8 protein-coding genes, 1 pseudogene and 1 riboswitch are annotated in these 15,414 nt (G+C 59.6%); of the genes and pseudogenes, 4 read left to right on the top strand and 5 right to left on the bottom strand.

Translation table 11 applies throughout. The features are described 5' to 3' along the window. Positions 1 to 208: 208 nt before the first annotated feature. A complete protein-coding gene (locus CWO91_RS05260; protein WP_130212527.1) occupies positions 209 to 1,375 on the bottom strand; it encodes an acyl-CoA dehydrogenase family protein in 1,167 nt (388 codons plus the stop codon). Between the two features lie 1,161 nt (positions 1,376 to 2,536). On the opposite strand from CWO91_RS05260, the gene CWO91_RS44960 reads away from it, so the two are divergent. Next, positions 2,537 to 2,671, top strand: coding sequence for a hypothetical protein (locus tag CWO91_RS44960; RefSeq protein WP_283810929.1), 135 nt, complete (start codon positions 2,537 to 2,539; stop codon positions 2,669 to 2,671). Positions 2,672 to 3,148: 477 nt separating this feature from the next. Continuing rightward, positions 3,149 to 4,302, top strand: a pseudogene (locus CWO91_RS05270) (8-amino-7-oxononanoate synthase). An 860-nt stretch (positions 4,303 to 5,162) separates the two neighbouring features. Here CWO91_RS05270 and CWO91_RS05275 read toward each other — a convergent pair. Together CWO91_RS05275 and CWO91_RS05280 are read right to left on the bottom strand one after the other, a co-directional pair. Continuing rightward, the gene (locus CWO91_RS05275) at positions 5,163 to 5,906 is read right to left on the bottom strand and encodes a carbonic anhydrase (RefSeq protein WP_130212528.1); all 744 of its coding nucleotides are present in this window, start codon (positions 5,904 to 5,906) and stop codon (positions 5,163 to 5,165) included. Between the two features lie 10 nt (positions 5,907 to 5,916). Further along, positions 5,917 to 6,678 (bottom strand): thermonuclease family protein, encoded by a 762-nt coding sequence (locus CWO91_RS05280; protein WP_245471126.1) that lies wholly within the window; start codon positions 6,676 to 6,678, stop codon positions 5,917 to 5,919. Positions 6,679 to 7,648: 970 nt separating this feature from the next. Here CWO91_RS05280 and CWO91_RS42710 point away from each other — a divergent pair. Further along, positions 7,649 to 7,831 (top strand): hypothetical protein, encoded by a 183-nt coding sequence (locus tag CWO91_RS42710; RefSeq protein WP_091894677.1) that lies wholly within the window; start codon positions 7,649 to 7,651, stop codon positions 7,829 to 7,831. A gap of 551 nt (positions 7,832 to 8,382) precedes the next feature. Here CWO91_RS42710 and CWO91_RS05290 read toward each other — a convergent pair. Further along, entirely contained in the window at positions 8,383 to 9,210 is an 828-nt protein-coding gene (locus tag CWO91_RS05290; RefSeq protein WP_245471127.1) for a nodulate formation efficiency C protein, read from the bottom strand. 989 nt (positions 9,211 to 10,199) lie between these two features. Further along, positions 10,200 to 10,402, top strand: a riboswitch (cobalamin riboswitch). Between the two features lie 102 nt (positions 10,403 to 10,504). Here CWO91_RS05290 and metE point away from each other — a divergent pair. Continuing rightward, positions 10,505 to 12,850, top strand: a complete 2,346-nt coding sequence (gene metE / locus CWO91_RS05295) for a 5-methyltetrahydropteroyltriglutamate--homocysteine S-methyltransferase (RefSeq protein ID WP_130212530.1) — start codon at positions 10,505 to 10,507, stop codon at positions 12,848 to 12,850. Between the two features lie 749 nt (positions 12,851 to 13,599). Here metE and hemN read toward each other — a convergent pair. Then, the gene (gene hemN, locus CWO91_RS05300; protein WP_130212531.1) at positions 13,600 to 14,952 is read right to left on the bottom strand and encodes an oxygen-independent coproporphyrinogen III oxidase; all 1,353 of its coding nucleotides are present in this window, start codon (positions 14,950 to 14,952) and stop codon (positions 13,600 to 13,602) included. Between the last annotated feature and the right edge of the window lie 462 nt (positions 14,953 to 15,414).

The raw sequence follows: 15,414 nt of genomic DNA on the forward strand, positions 1-15,414 counted from the left end.
TGAGAGCGCTCGCTATGTTTGCGACGGGAAGGGATCCTCCACGGATATGCAGTGGTGTTTTTGAGAAGCGGCTGACCGCAAACGTCTCTCTCTCTCTTGTCCTTTAACCAAGGCTGGCAGGCCGCCAGGTCCTCTAGCGGCAGACCGCATCACAGGTCCTGCAATCCGTTGCTGCGGGGCGTGCGGAATTGCTCGTGGATGAACCACTTCATGGAAAGCCCGGCTGTGCTGCACATCCGAGCAGGAGGCGGCCGGCGCTCTGGAGCGTTCCCTCGTTTAAAGCTGCGTGCTGGGCAACCACGAAGCTATCGCACATGGCGCGTGCCAGATTGCTGGTGGTATAGAGAGACCCAGTTCCAGCGAGACCGCTTGCAATCTTGCAGACCTCAGCGCTCTGCCGCGCGGCGTTCGTCGCGGCCAGCCGCATCAGCGTCGCCGTGCTCGGGTTTACCGCACCCTCGAGCGCTTCCTTCCACAGCTCCTCGGTGGCCTCATAGAAGAAGGAACGGGCGGAACGCAGCATGGCTTCGGCTCTGGCCATCTCCAGCTGGATATAGGCGCGCTCTGCCATCACGGGCGCTCCAGTGATCGAGGCGCGGCTTCCGGCCATGGCGATCACCTCGTCTAGCGCGGAGCGCGCAATACCGATGCCGACAATCGCATGCGCCTGCGCAGCGAAAGCCACGGACGGATAACGATAGACCGCCCCGTCGAGTGTCGGCGGACCGCCGCGGATCAAGGTCCATTCCTCCGGCACAATGACATCGTTGACAACGACCTCGTGGCTGCCGGTGCCTTGCAGGCCGATGACGTCCCAATTGGGGCGGATTGTCACCTTCTCGGCCGGCATCACGGCTACACGCGCAAGGCCACCGGTCGGATCGTCTTCCACCGTGATGCCGACGCCTATCAGATCCGCGCCCGGTGAGCCGCTGGCGAATGGCCACACGCCGTTCACGACAAATCCGTCGGTGCTTCGCCTGGCGGGCTGGAGCGGGAACAGCGCGCCTGCCAACACCACGTCAGGTCCGTTCGCGTATACCTTGCGAAGCGTGTCGTCCGGAAGAGCCGCGAGGTAGCGAGCCCCATCGCCGAAGCTGGCGACCCAACCGGCGGAGCCGTCGGCTTCGGAAATGCGCTCGATCAGGCGACAAAAATCGGCCGGCGTTCGCTCCTCGCCGCCGAATCGCTTGGCGGCCATAGCCCGATAGACGCCAACGCGCTTGAAGCCCTCGATGATCTCGTCTGGAATCTTCTGCGCGCGGGTGAACTCGTCTCGACGCGCGCGGATATCGACCAGTAGCGGCGACAGATTATCCCAGGTCGCAGCCGTAGCGTCGGTTTCTGGAGTGATCTTCTCTGGTGGAGCGTTCATAAACTGTCCTCGGTGTCTTGAGCCGATCGACGCCGCGCGTCATTGATATGGATGGCGCTGGCTTGGCGAAGCCGGCCGGATTGATACCCAACCGGTAGGGATCATCGAAACTGTCGTAGTTGATATCGACTGTGATGAGATTGCAGGCGGTTGCCACTCCAACCGCATCCCGAACGTATTGGCTCAAAGAAAAGGTCTTGAGGGCCGGGAAGGCTGACCGAGATATGGCTGTCGATGCTGTCATTGAGGCTGAACCGGCAAAGCAGCCGATATGCGGCGGCGAGATCGATCCGCCTCGGCTGCACTATGTCTCCGACGGTTGACGGCCGCGCATGTCTTGTCATGTCTTCTCCAACGGACGATTTGTCACACTTGGGACCAGGCCGGCTCGAACCACGTTGTGAGTTCCTGACTTGGCGACCGCGAGGTCGCCCAAGCCTGCGGCTCTTTTCCATCTCCCCAGCAATCGACGTGCCATCAAACATGGTCTGCCGGCCTTGTCTGAATCGAGCGAGATCACGTAGCCCGTGCTGCGCCAACAGGATTGCTCGAGCCTCCCGTGTCTGGTTCCAGGCACAAGACGTCATCAACCGGACGCGGCGGGAGGAAAACGACTGAAGTGGACCTCGACCGCGGACCAGTCGGGCTCGGCTTGCCTACTGGAGTGTCAGGCCCGCTCCGATCTCCTGACATTACCAACAGCGCAAGCGACTGTGGGTGAGCTGTTGGTTAGAAGCGGACGTCAGACGGCAGGTGTTCAACAAACGCGACGGCCGCTTCAGGCGCTGCCATTGCAAAATCAATTCACTGTCCTAGGTGCTGCAAGAGTGCCCCCGCTCATGCAAGCGAAAGACAAAAAGCTTCCAGCAGGCCTTGAGATTTTTGGCCGTATCGCAATGCTGGTGCGGCTGCCGTGACGTGCGGCAAGACGGCCGGTGGTTCTGCGCGCCGAAGCTGGAAATCTTCTCACGCTCGCTCCGGTACGTACCGTACGCTTATGATACGATCAGATCACTCTCGCTGAGAGAGTGTGCATTTGTCCGGTCAGTACGAAGGTTGCGCGCGCATGCCGAAGCGCAATCTGCCAAATAACCATGCGGGGGGTTATCGTCCGCACCGCAACGATTCCTTCTTTCGGTCGGCCTTCGGAAAGGCCCTTAGGTGCAAAGAATTGGGGGCGCAGGTGCTCCGCGTGGCGCCGGCATCAAGGTGTGCGGCGGCGGCATCACCGGCATGGGCGAGCGTGTTGAGGACGGCCTCGATATGCTGGTTCTGCCCGACTATCCTATGGAATGACATCAAGCACGTGCCGCTTGGTAGCGTTAAGAGATGCGAGTGTGTTTAGTCGCGACATGCACCCCAGCAGTGTTCGCCGGACGGATGGCTCCGGGGGCGCTCGACGCGCGTTCGACCTTCCTGCAAATGCGTCGCGCGCCGGTGATACGAGCAAGTTTGTGCGACGCGGTCGCGCGCTGTCGCGGGGGCGGGATAGTTGATCAACGGACACGCTGTGACCTGCCAAAATCGAAACCGAAGCGCGGTCACCTACGTAATCGAAGCACTCCGGTTGCCAATCATGGTGGCGATTAATGGGCGCGCGACTGGCTGCAGTTATGCGTCCTTCGGGGAGAGAAAACGTGCAGGCCGCGCATCGTGCTGGTTGATGGGAGACAGTTGCGTCCGACCGGCTTGAAAGAGTGCACGGCGGACCCTTCATCTTCTTTTGTAGCCATCACAGTCGTTTCACGATTGATGGCATTAGCGGATTGAGCAATGTACCCAACCCATATAGGCAAGCTTGACAGCTATGCCGCGGCCCTGGAAGCCTTGAGAGGAGACGATCGACTGCGCGGCTTAAAGCCGCGCGCAGGGACTGATTTTGCTTCGAACGATTATCTGGCCCTGGCGAGCGCGCCGCGCATGAAAAAGGCTCTGTTCACCGCGCTTGAGGCCGGCACGCCGATCGGAGCTGGTGGGTCACGGCTGCTGCGCGGCAATTGCGAGGAGCACGAAGCTCTCGAAGCCGAGGCGGCGCAGTTCTTCCGATCGGAGGCAGCGCTGTTCTTTGGCGGCGGTTATATCGCAAACTTCGCTGTTCTGACAACGCTGCCGGAGCGGGGCGATCTGCTCGTTCTCGATTCGCTCGTGCACGCCAGCATTCATGAAGCCGCGCGAGCGGGCCGAGCCGAGTTTCGGATAAGCGCCCATAATGATCTACAGTCGGTTGAAGATACGATTGGCGACTGGCGCGCCAAGGGCGGAATGGGGCGCATCTGGATCGTGGTGGAGAGCCTCTACAGTATGGACGGTGACTTCGCGCCGCTTGAAGATCTGGTCGCAATCGCCGAGCGCTACGAGGCGTTCCTGGTCGTGGACGAGGCTCATGCCACAGGCGTTTACGGCGAGCAGGGACGGGGGCTCACCGCTTCCTATGAGGGGCGCGAAGATCTGGTGGTAGTCCACACCTGCGGGAAGGCGCTGGGCGCGGCGGGCGCGCTTGTCACTGCTTCCGGCGTATTGTGCGACTTCATGGTCAATCGATGCCGTCCATTCATTTTCGCCACCGCGCCATCACCCCTTATGGCTGTCGCGGTGCGAGAAGCACTCTTGATCCTGCAGGAGGAGCCTGAGCGGCAGCAACGCCTGATCGATCTGATCGACTTTACACATCGTCAGCTCGTTGTGTGCGGGCGCCGAGCCGTTCGAACTCCCAGATCATTCCTTACGTCGTGGGCGACAACGCCCGCGCGATGCGGCTCGCCTCTGCACTACAGGCGCGCGGCTTTGATATCCGCGGGATACGGCCGCCAACAGTGCCTGTGGGAACGGCAAGGTTGCGGATCTCGCTGACGCTTAACGTCGGGCAACTTGATGTATCCGATATGATCGATGCGTTGGTCGAAGAGACTTGGGGCGACGTGCGATGAGGACGCGGGCCGCGATCATGAGGCTGATGTTCGCATCGGCAAAGCGATCTTCAAATGTGCGCGCCGGCGCGTAAAAGATGCCCCTTTTCGATGCGCACTTCGGAAATCCCAATGACAAGGCCCGCCTGCGCAGAGCCAGGAACGCTCTTTGGGTGGCACGTCAAGGCGTTCGTCGATAGTTGACCGGCAGGCTTGACGAACTCCGGCGAGGGCACAAAAGATTGTTCTCCGCTCGAACCGGTGGTCGCAATTGTCGTACGCGCAACCCAGGATACAGGCCCAAGACAGATGCAACGAGGCTGCTTCTCCGACACTGGCGGTCTCCCAAATGGCTGATGCCGGAGAGACCGTCCGATGCCGACGCGAGTAGCATTTTTCTTTACATCCGCCGGCTGGGCAGTCGTGGTGGTCGTAATCCTGCTCTATGTGATCTTCGGCCCTGACTGAGCCTGGTGATCATAAGCAGGACCATAGGTGGCTTGACGGATCGCGGGTGAGAGGGTGCCGGAATTGTCGCGTGTTCCGTACGCCGAGAGCTCAGACCCAGCATGCCTCGCACCGCGATCTGCCGTTTGAACCACCTCTGTTGGCCTGGCGCATCAAGGTGGAGGCATGAATGCTGGCGGCCGCGGTATGAGTGTTTCTTGGTGCTGGCCGCGCGTTGCCAACATGAGTAGGTAGAATAGGAGGAGAATTAAGAGGCCGCGCATACTAAAGGTTTTCCCGAAGCTATGACAATTGTGGAGCGGATTGTATTCGGTGCATTTGATGCAGCCGATGGACGAGCGAATTGCGCGGAACTCGACCGAAGCTCTGTATCAGTCGGCAAACGACTAGCCGGCCGCGCGAAGGTGCCAGCGTCAGCTCAGCAAATCGACCCTGCCGGTGTCGAGCCGATACAAGCCCCCGACGACCTTCAGTCTGTTCTGCTCAACTGCCGCGTTCAGAATCGGCCCCGTCGATTTGAGTTTGTTGACATTATCGATTACATTTTGTCGGGTTGCTTCGGCGAACGTGTCACCGGTTTGCTGGCGAGATGCTTTTACCGCAGGCGCAAGCGCAGCGACGAGGGATGAAATGTGCCCCGGCGGCGGCTTATCGTCGTGGAGCGACTTGATCGTGGCGTCTATCGCACCGCAATGATCGTGGCCAAGTACCAGGATGAGCGGCGTGTTCAGCACGGCGACCGCATATTCCATACTAGCGAGCGTGTCATCGTTGGCGAAGTTGCCGGCGAGGCGGCAGACAAACAGATCACCAAGTCCGCTGCCGAAGACAAGTTCAGGCGCCACGCGAGAATCGGCGCAGCTCAGAACCGCCGCATATGGATTTTGCCCATCAACCAAAACCGGGCGCTCGCGCTTGAAATCGTCGCCTCGTGACGCACCCTGGACATAGCGTTCGTTCCCTTCCATCAGCCGCTTCAGGGCAGCATCCGGCGAGAGCAAGTTATCCGGCTTGGGCGACGCTTTTGCTTGCTTCGCATCGACAATGTTGTTGCCAAGCCGCAGGCAAACCGTCGAGACAGCGAAAAGCAACAGCGAGCGGCGCGAAGGCGCGATCTTGGTCAGATAGGACATATTCGGAGAACGGCCTGCATGCATGCGTGTCACCTCATCGCGCGGCTTTACGCCACCCGGTGGCTTCGGCTTCCGCTTCGCTGCAGAGCCAGCGTTCACCGGGCTTCTTCGTCATGTCGATCTGTCCGTAACTGAGTTGCCCGGGCAGGTGATAAATGCGCTCGCCGTTGAGGTCCACGGTGCCTTTTATCAGACACTCGGGCGAGGGCGGGTCCGATAGCAGAGCGGATCCGAGCAGGAGTTCCTGAGCGTCGATCGGAACCGAGCTCGCGCCGACGATGATCGTCCTCTTGTTGCGGCGACGCCAGTCCCAAGGCGCGATGAACGCCCCCGACCACAGCCCCGCATAGCCTGTGCTCGCCACCAACTCATAGATAGCGTAGGAATGGTCAGATGGACCCGACGACAGTGCCCAGCCCGAGCGTACCATCCAGGCGTTCACATCCTCGCCTTCGATGAAGCAACTGCCGAGTGACCTCCTGTACTCATCAACTCCTGTGGTATGACAATCCCACGTTCGTCCGTTCGAATGCTTGATAAGCTCGTCGCGAGCGGCTACGCCGCAAGCCCATTTGCGGCCGTGGGCGTCGAGGCAAATCTGATCAGTCTCAGGAGCTTCGATGCCTGAGAGCCGAATCTTGGTTTGCTCGATCTCGATCGTATTGCCGTCGACGATGCGCGGAGCACCGCTGAGTGTCGCCGCGCAGACCGGAGATGTGATGAGAGCGAGCAATGCGACCATCATTACGCGGTGTTTCATCCCGACAATAACCTTTAGCTCTTGATCTATGTTCACGCACGATCCGGTGCCGCCACATTCGACTGCTGGACGCATCATGTCCGTTATTGGGCCCGCATCGTTTGACGTGTGCTTTATGAAAGCTTGGTCGTGATTTCGAACCTACGACCTGACGCTGCGTGAGGTTCAAGCGATTTCTTCCGGTGTGCGTGTCGCGGTATCCGTCGAGCCTCGCCCGTCTCTCTGGAACGCTGTTTCTCCCGCGCTTGAACAAAAAGGCGCCTGTGAATTTTGGCAGTCGAGTGGAAGTCAGGCGTGGGGAGCAACCTTGCTATACTTCGTGCCAACCTCCATCGGCAGACAGAAGGCTGCCGACGGTTTCGACGAGGAGGATGACATTTCGCCGTAAATTCTTGTCACGAAAAGACCGATGTTCGAAAGAAATCTGGTCTCGCTTCCTCTGAGATTTGGACAAAGTCGCCACGGAGTTCAGCTCAACGCTCGCTGCGTAACTGAATGGGTATCGTTTGCGCAGACCGCGCAAAACCCGGAGCCCTCTTTCGTAGAGCCAGCCGGGATGGTCGTTGATGCCAATCGCATTGTGGCTTTTCGCAGCTCCGCGCTGCACCATAATCGTTCGTGGTGCAGCCGCCCCGTTCGTAACAAGGACCGGATTGTTCATAACCCAGGCGGCGCGACGGGCGGCCGCTCTTTCGTAGTACGCCTCCCCGCGGTCACAAGTGGAGGTTTACCCGCCAAGCCCGGCATGAGGGCGTGCGTTTGCGCCAGGGAATTTGAAAGGGCAACCATGTCGAGCCGTGGCTTTGTCGTATACGCACCGGGCAAGCGGTAAGTCGTCCGTCTGGTCGGGCGATCGCGAGTGGCCATCGTGATGCCATTCAGTGCGAGGCATCAATCCACAACATGCGTTGGCCCATCACCGCACTCGGGCAGGTAGCTCTGGTGCGGTTTGGCCGACTCAAGCTACGCATCATTCTCAACCACCTCACTGCACAATGGGAATGAAATGGTTGCAGCCACCCGTGAATTGCCGGTCTCTTCTTACGCACTTGAAGTGGATGGCCGGCTCAGAGCCGAATTCGCAACCAGAGACGGCGCTAGGGCAGGTGGAGCAGAACTAAAGAAGCGTTTTCCGATGCTTCAAATCCGGATCTATGACGCGCAGACGAATGCGCGCGAGGAAATCTAGCGCTGACCCAAGTTCGCTCCTCGATGCCTCGCGCACGGCTCCTGGGCTCCTCGCCGGGGGCGCTCGGAAAAGGGCCGGCGCTCAGGGGGTATGCCGGCGTCGCTAACACGGCCCCGTTGCCGTCTTCATCGGTGTCGTCGCAGCATTCGATCCCGCGTGCCGCCTCGGCGTCGGCATGTTCACGCTCTTGCGGGTGCCAGTCAGTCGCGCGATGCGCGGCGCGCACGCCGGATCGGGCTTGGGCCCGAGACCCGGTCCCGTGAAGAATGGCATGGAGAGCTGGGTTCCCTCGCAGATTGGTGTCCTCTCACTGCGTGGGGTGCGCCGGAGTCAAACCAGTTCTCGCAAGCTGGCACGCGCCGCTGAGCTCGAGAGAGTCGAGCCAAATCGTGCTGCCCGACTTTTCCGATGACGGGCTGAAGGCTGCGGGAAAGGCTCGCGACTGTTGCGAAGGCGTAAACACCGCGACTTTAGAGCTGATATGTCTTGCAGTTGCTCTGAGGCGTTCGGCGCTAAAGGAGCTGCGGCGCGATCTTGCCCTGTGCGACCATTTACCGAGACGTTTCCCGCCCCTTTAACTCTCCCCGTTCCTTTGGCTCCATGCGAGTGAACCAGGAGCCAGGAGGATAGGCCGCGATACGCTCGGCAAAAGGGGATTGCGGCTCCCAATCTTGTCCTTCGCTCTTCTCGAAAGTGATGATGCCGTTGTGGGTAAAAAAACGGGGCCCTAGGATATCACAGTTTACCACAAGCAGAACGCGCCACAGATCACCTTTCTCGGTCGGCTTGTCAATCTGCTTCGGCAAGTAGTCCACTCCAACAGGTTCAACGATAGTGCAGCGGCCCTGCCGCAGAAGATTGCCGAGCTGGCCTTGCTTGGTCGTCACAAAGTTGAAGTTGGCCGGGTCATGCAGAAAGCGAAGATTTGCGTCCCTTTCGCCAGCCTCGACTTCACGGGCGATCAACGAGAGCGCCAGGGCGCGCCAGCCCAATTCCATCGGCTTTGCATAGGTCGACGCAAGTTCAATCGTCCCGTCGAGCGCGATCTTCCAAGCGATAACGTACTGTTCGTCTGATTTATTGTCCCGGTGCCTGGTCCACGAAACGAAAACATATTCATTTTGGTCAGCTCCTTCAGCGACGCCCCACATTCGAGGGACGAAGTGTGCCACCTTCGAGACGTTGGAGAGAATTTGTTCTATTGTCTCACCGTCTTGCGCTCGCCACGTTGACTTGACTCTTTCGACAGGCGCGCTGTCGTTGGCGCGAACAATGTTGCTCGTCGCAGCCAGCCCGGCCAGGCAGATCAGGAATCGACCGAGACAAAACCATAGCGCGCGTCTTCCAGACATTTTCTTCATAACCGTCGGCCTATTCATCCACACGTCGTTCCAAAGCGGGTAACCTTCAACCTGTTATGCGCGAGCGCAAGAAGTTAGCGGCGACGCAACGGGGCGACCGCCGGTCCCGCGCGAGCATGCGCTCCCCTCTATGTCGCGCGCCGCTAACTTCAGTTGCCAGCGACAGCCTCAATTTGCTGTGCTGGACATGCCCAGCAGGAGGAGACTGGGCATGCCGAGGACTTGCATTCTTCGTGCCACGTAATAGACGGCAATTCGCACCGGTTTTGTGTCCTCTTTGTCGACTTTCCGACTTGCGCACGTTTCGATGGTTCCATTCAGCCTATCCATCGCGGCTTATGCATCCTCGCACGCAGCGGGTATTCGACGGCGCAGCGGAACGCCTCGGTGCCAAGTTCCTGATGAGAATTGGGAGCACGTGTGCCGCCATTGAACCGTTTGGTTCGGTATCGTTGCCGGAATGTGGGCTTTCGATCTCTGCCATGCCTTTGGGCACTTGCGGCCAAGGGGCCATGGCGCGTTTGGCGCCTCCTTTCGGCTCCGGAATTCGAGAGCAGCCTCAGCCAACTGCGCTTTGCACTCGATGGCTAACGACGCGAAGCCGATCTCCACCGCCGAGCATTTGGAGTCGGGCTGGCACCGCAAATCAACGTGCTCGCGGGGTATGTTGCTGGCTTCGCCAGGTGTCTTGGGCCTACTCAACCCGGATCCTGTTGGTCGAGAAGGCGGCTGGATGGCGGACGTGCTCGAAGAACCGCTGGGAAGCCGGGGCTTGCATCAAATGCGTTCTGCTCGAGGCCGCAGTCCCGACCGCGCAAGCCGCATTTGTCCCTTCCACCTATCTGGCGTGCGGGCCGCGGGCAGCTCCGATGGTCATTCCGATATCGCTGATTGGAGAGCGCTTCTACATCGTCTCAACGATAGAGATGCACGGCCATTCGCGTAGCAGATGTCGCAGCATTTAGCTTGAGACAAATCTGAGAGGTTGACGGAAGAGTTCTCTTGCCGATAATCCAAGTCGTCGAGGTTCTCCGGTTTCCATTTGATCCGGAGCTAAGAGGGAAGCCGGTGAACATGCCGGCGCTGCCCCCGCAACTGTGAGCGGCGAGCCGCTGTCCAACGATGTCACTGAAGCCTGCGCGGCTTCGGGAAGGCCGGACAGCAGCGATGACCCGCGAGCCAGGAGACCTGCCCCGACAATATATTCGTCCACGGGCGGGGTGTCCCGGTGGTGCGCCAAGCAGCCGTCGCACTGCGCGACTTCCCCTGCCTGCGTCCGCCATGGCCTTTGCCCCCAACATGGGTTAACGCTATGTCTCTTCTCTCTCTTCCGGTTGCCACGCTCGGAACGCCACGCATCGGTCCCAGGCGCGAGCTCAAACTCGCTCTAGAAAGCTACTGGGCCGGAAAAAGCAGCGAACAGCAGTTGCTCGAGGACGCAGCTGGCCTGCGTGCCGCGAACTGGGCTCGTCAGAAATCTATCGGCGTCACGGTCATTCCATCGAACGATTTCTCGCTGTATGACCAGGTGCTCGACACAAGTGTCATGGTTGGCGCCATCCCGGAGATCTACGCCTCGAAAACCGAATCCGTTTCGCTCAAGACGTACTTCGCCATGGCCCGCGGTTCACAATGCGACGACCAGGGTGCGAGTTGCGGTCACGGACCGCGCGGATTTGGCGCACCCGCGCAGGAGATGACCAAGTGGTTCGATACCAACTACCACTACATGGTCCCCGAGTTTCACAGGGGACAGACTTTCAGATTGCGCTCTCGAAAGCCGATCGAGGAGTATGAGGAAGCCAAGGCCCTTGGCTTCCAGACCCGCCCTGTCCTGATCGGGCCGGTTACATTCTTGAAGCTCGGCAAGAGTGCCGATCCTGCGTTCCTGCCACTCTCACTACTGGATGATCTGATACCGGCCTATATCGAGGTTCTGCAGGAATTGGCCAAACGCGGGGCAAATTGGGTTCAGTTCGACGAGCCCTGCCTGGTTCTTGATCTGGATGAGGGGTCGCGAAAATCTTTGCTACATGCCTATGACCGGCTCGCCAAGGAGGGCCCGGCCATCAAGATCATGGTTGCCAGCTATTTCGGCGACCTCGGCGACAATCTAGACACCGCCTTGAGGCTGCCAATTGCCGGATTGCACCTCGATCTGGTTCGAGCGCCACAGTTATTGGATCAGATCATTGCCGGCGGGCGAAGTGATCTCGTCATGTCGCTCGGTGTCGTCGACGGCCGGAATGTATGGCGGTCGAATTTGTCGTCGCTCCGCCAGCGGCTAGAACCCGCGATTGCGAAGCTCGGCAAGGATCGTGTACAGATCGCCCCATCCTGCTCGCTGCTTCATGTGCCGGTCGATGTTGAACTCGAGACCGGTCTCGCTTCCGACGTCAAGAGCTGGCTTGCTTTCTCGGTTCAGAAGATGCGCGAGCTTGCGATCCTGGCGCGTGCACTCGCGGGCGACCAAAATGTTGCGCCAGCCTTTGCCGAGTCGGAACGTGCCGCGACCGTCCGCCGGACTTCGCCGAAGATCCGTGATGCCAATGTCGCTGTCCGGATGAGAGCTCTCGACCAGACCATGCGCCGGCGCGCCAGCACATTTGCCCGTCGTGCCGAGATCCAAAGCAATCGCTTCGGACTACCGGCTTTTCCGACCACGACGATCGGATCGTTTCCTCAGACCACAGAGGTCCGTAATGCCCGTGCGGCGCATGCGCGAGGCGCGATGAGCGACGAGCAATACGACAGGTTCCTCAAGGAGGAGACTGCGCGCGCCGTACGTTGGCAGGAGGACATCGGTCTGGACGTCCTCGTGCACGGTGAATTTGAGCGCAATGACATGGTGCAGTACTTCGGCGAGCAACTCGCCGGCTTCGCATTTACCAGGAATGGATGGGTGCAATCCTACGGCTCGCGCTGCGTCAGGCCACCGATCCTGTTTGGCGATGTCTTGCGGCCGAAGCCGATCACCGTGGACTGGTGGCGCTACGCGCAATCACTAACCAGGAAGCCGATGAAGGCGATGTTGACCGGACCGGTGACGATCTTGAACTGGTCGTTTGTTCGCGATGATATTCCCAGAAGCGAGGTCTGCCGCCAGATTGCGCTCGCGATCCGAGACGAAGTCCGCGATCTCGAGAATGCTGGTGCGACCATGATCCAGATCGACGAAGCTGCACTCCGCGAAGGATTGCCGTTGCGTCGATCGGAGTGGACGGCTTATCTCGACTGGGCCGTGGATTGCTTCCGCATCTGTTCATCGGGCGTCGCCGATCAAACGCAAATTCATACGCATATGTGCTACTCGGAGTTCAACGACATCATCGGTGCGATCGCTGCAATGGACGCGGATGTCATCTCAATCGAGACGTCGCGCTCGAAAATGGAACTGCTCGACGCATTCAGGAACTACGAATATCCAAATCAGATCGGGCCGGGCGTATACGACATCCACTCTCCACGCGTTCCCGAGACGGGCGAAATGAAGGAGCTGATGGCGTTGGCTCGGACACGGCTGCAGGATTCGCAGCTCTGGGTCAATCCGGACTGCGGCCTGAAGACTCGCAAATGGGAGGAGGTTCGGCCGGCGCTGGTCAACATGGTCGCTGCCGCCCGCGAACTGCGCGCTGCATCCGATCCGCGAGGCCGTTGATCCCGGGCTTGGGTCTCTCCTTGAGAAAGCTGATCCGCTTGTAGTCATTTGCGCTCTCAATAATCTCGAGGGAGCCTTGGGAACACAAAAAGCCCGGCCGCGCTTAGCGGGCCGGGCGGAAGTTAAGTCTAGGAGGAGCGACGCTGACGCATCGCGCGGACTTCCATCGGCGGAGAGAGGGCGGCCGACGGTTCGATCCCGGCGAGGACATTCGCCGAAAATCGGAGCCCAGTTAAAGCACAAGCTCAGCGTAGTTCTATTATGCCGTGGTATGCGACCGATATAGCCCGAGATTAGAAATCTACACCAAGGTTTGTCGCTCATGAGCACGTTCGCAACGGTTTGCCGACAGCAACGAGGGGCGGTGATGCCGGGCGGTCGCCGCATGGACGGGCACCAACCGCAAACTTGGTGCGCTTTCATGCCTGTAACGATATACTCGATCAGCGCGACGATACGAAAAACCGGGCTGCAAGGATCTCGCAAACGTAGCCAATGCATGAGCGGTTGCTATTGATTTGGACCCTGCTTAAGGCAGTCGTTGGTCGACCGGTTCCACCCGATAGTCAGTTTTCGGCTTGGGCCTCTGTTCGAGATCTATGAGCGGACGACGCAGAGGATGTCAGGGGCTTGAAGGTGGCGGGTGCCGATAGGGTGCTCCTCAGCCGTGAGTGTGGTCCTGCCCCAAAGATAGGCCATTTAGGTGATGGCGATTTCGGACCCGACACGACTCGGCTCGCGCAGCCGGTTTAGACCGCCGGACTGTGTGTAGCCCCGCACCGAGGAAGATAAGCGTCGAACGCCGATGCGACGCTCCGGACCAGGAACTCTGCGCCACCAGCTACGGAAAGCCGGCCATCGTCAATCACTACGACGCCATCTGCGATAAGGCTGTCGATTCGAGAACGATCGACGACGGCGAGCTTCGGATCCAGACCGTGACGACGGGATGTCTCGGAGAGATCGACTGCCATGTCGCACATGATTCGCTCGATGATCTCGGCGCGGAAGCGATCCTCATCCGTCAGCAAATAGCCCTTCGCGGTGGCGAGCCGATCCTCGCTGATGCGAGCAAGGTAGTCCTTTGCCGAGACAGCGTTCGCGACAAACCCTTGTTGCATGCGCCCGATGGCGCTGGCGCCGAGACCAATGAGGGCGTCCGCGCAATCGTCGGTATAGCCCTGGAAGTTGCGCTTCAGCCTGCCTTCCCGCCTCGCCCGGGCAAGACTTTCGTGCGGCAGGGCAAAGTGATCGATGCCGACGCGTACGTATCCAGCATCAACTAAAGCCTCCGCGATCGTTTCGAATTGGAGATAGCGCTCGACACTGTCGGGCAGAGCGAATTCATCGATCTTGCGTTGATGTTTCTTGAACGCAGGAATGTGCGCGTAGCCGAAGGCCGAAAACCGGTCCGGATGCAACTCGAGGCATTTGGCGACAGTGTCCAGGCACGACGCGACTGTCTGCTGGGGCAGGCCATAGAGCAGGTCGAAATTGATCCGGCCGACGCCGGCGCGGCGTAACCGATCGACCGAGGTTGCGGTCTGTTCGAAGCTCTGCAGACGATTGACGGCCCGCTGAACAACTGGATCGAAGCTCTGGACGCCAAGGCTCGCCCGGTTGACCCCGCAATAACCAAGCATCTCGGCCATCGGCTCGCTCAACATGCGTGGATCGATCTCCACGGCGATCTCGGCATCAGGCAGGACGGCGAACGAATAACGTAACGAACCGACCAGATCAGCAAACGTTGCAGGCGTCATGACTGTGGGAGTGCCACCCCCGAAGTGGATATGAGAGATCGGCTGTCGTTGGCCGACGACCTCTGCAATGAGGTAGGCTTCAGTGCGCAGTCCAGCCGCATAGATCGCGATCGGCTCGTCGCGTTTCGTGACCGACGTGTGGCAGCCGCAGTACCAGCACATACTTCGACAAAATGGCACGTGCACATAGATCGAGGCGGATTGCTGCCCGCCCAAGGACTTGAGCCACGCTTGATAGTCCAACTCGCGAACTGACGCCGAGAAATGCGGGGACGTCGGATAGCTAGTGTAGCGCGGTAGGCGATGCTGCCCGTAGGATTGTGCCAGGTCCGGTCGCATTCGGACGCCTTTCTTGCTTTCTGGGTCCGATTATCGGACGCAGACCGGGCAAGCTTTGCGCTGCCTCAAAATATCTGGTTTGCTGATGGCCACTCCAAAGCGCATTTGGTAGGGCATGCGCACGCCGCATACGTCGTATTTTGGATCGCGATGAAGCGGTCACACGCCAGGAATGAGCATCCTTTACGATGCGGAGCCCCATAGATCGTTGTGATCCGATCGCGCCAGAACTGCGCCAGGCGCTCAACGTCCAGCGCCTTGCCGTTCGTGCTGAACGTATCCGGAAGTGGCAGTGCCTCGCAGTTGGCGTGCAGTGAGTTGAACCGGCTGCGCTCGGATGGTTCAGAGCGTGCCGGGCGGGGTTCAAGGAGTGGGAGTGTTTCGCCGCACCCGCGCCGCCGCAATCGCTCGTCCTTATCGGTCGGCGGACATGAGAGGCGTCCGTTTCGCGCGATATTACTG

The sequence above is a fragment of the Bradyrhizobium genosp. SA-3 genome (genome assembly GCF_004212635.1).
GTDB lineage: Bacteria > Pseudomonadota > Alphaproteobacteria > Rhizobiales > Xanthobacteraceae > Bradyrhizobium.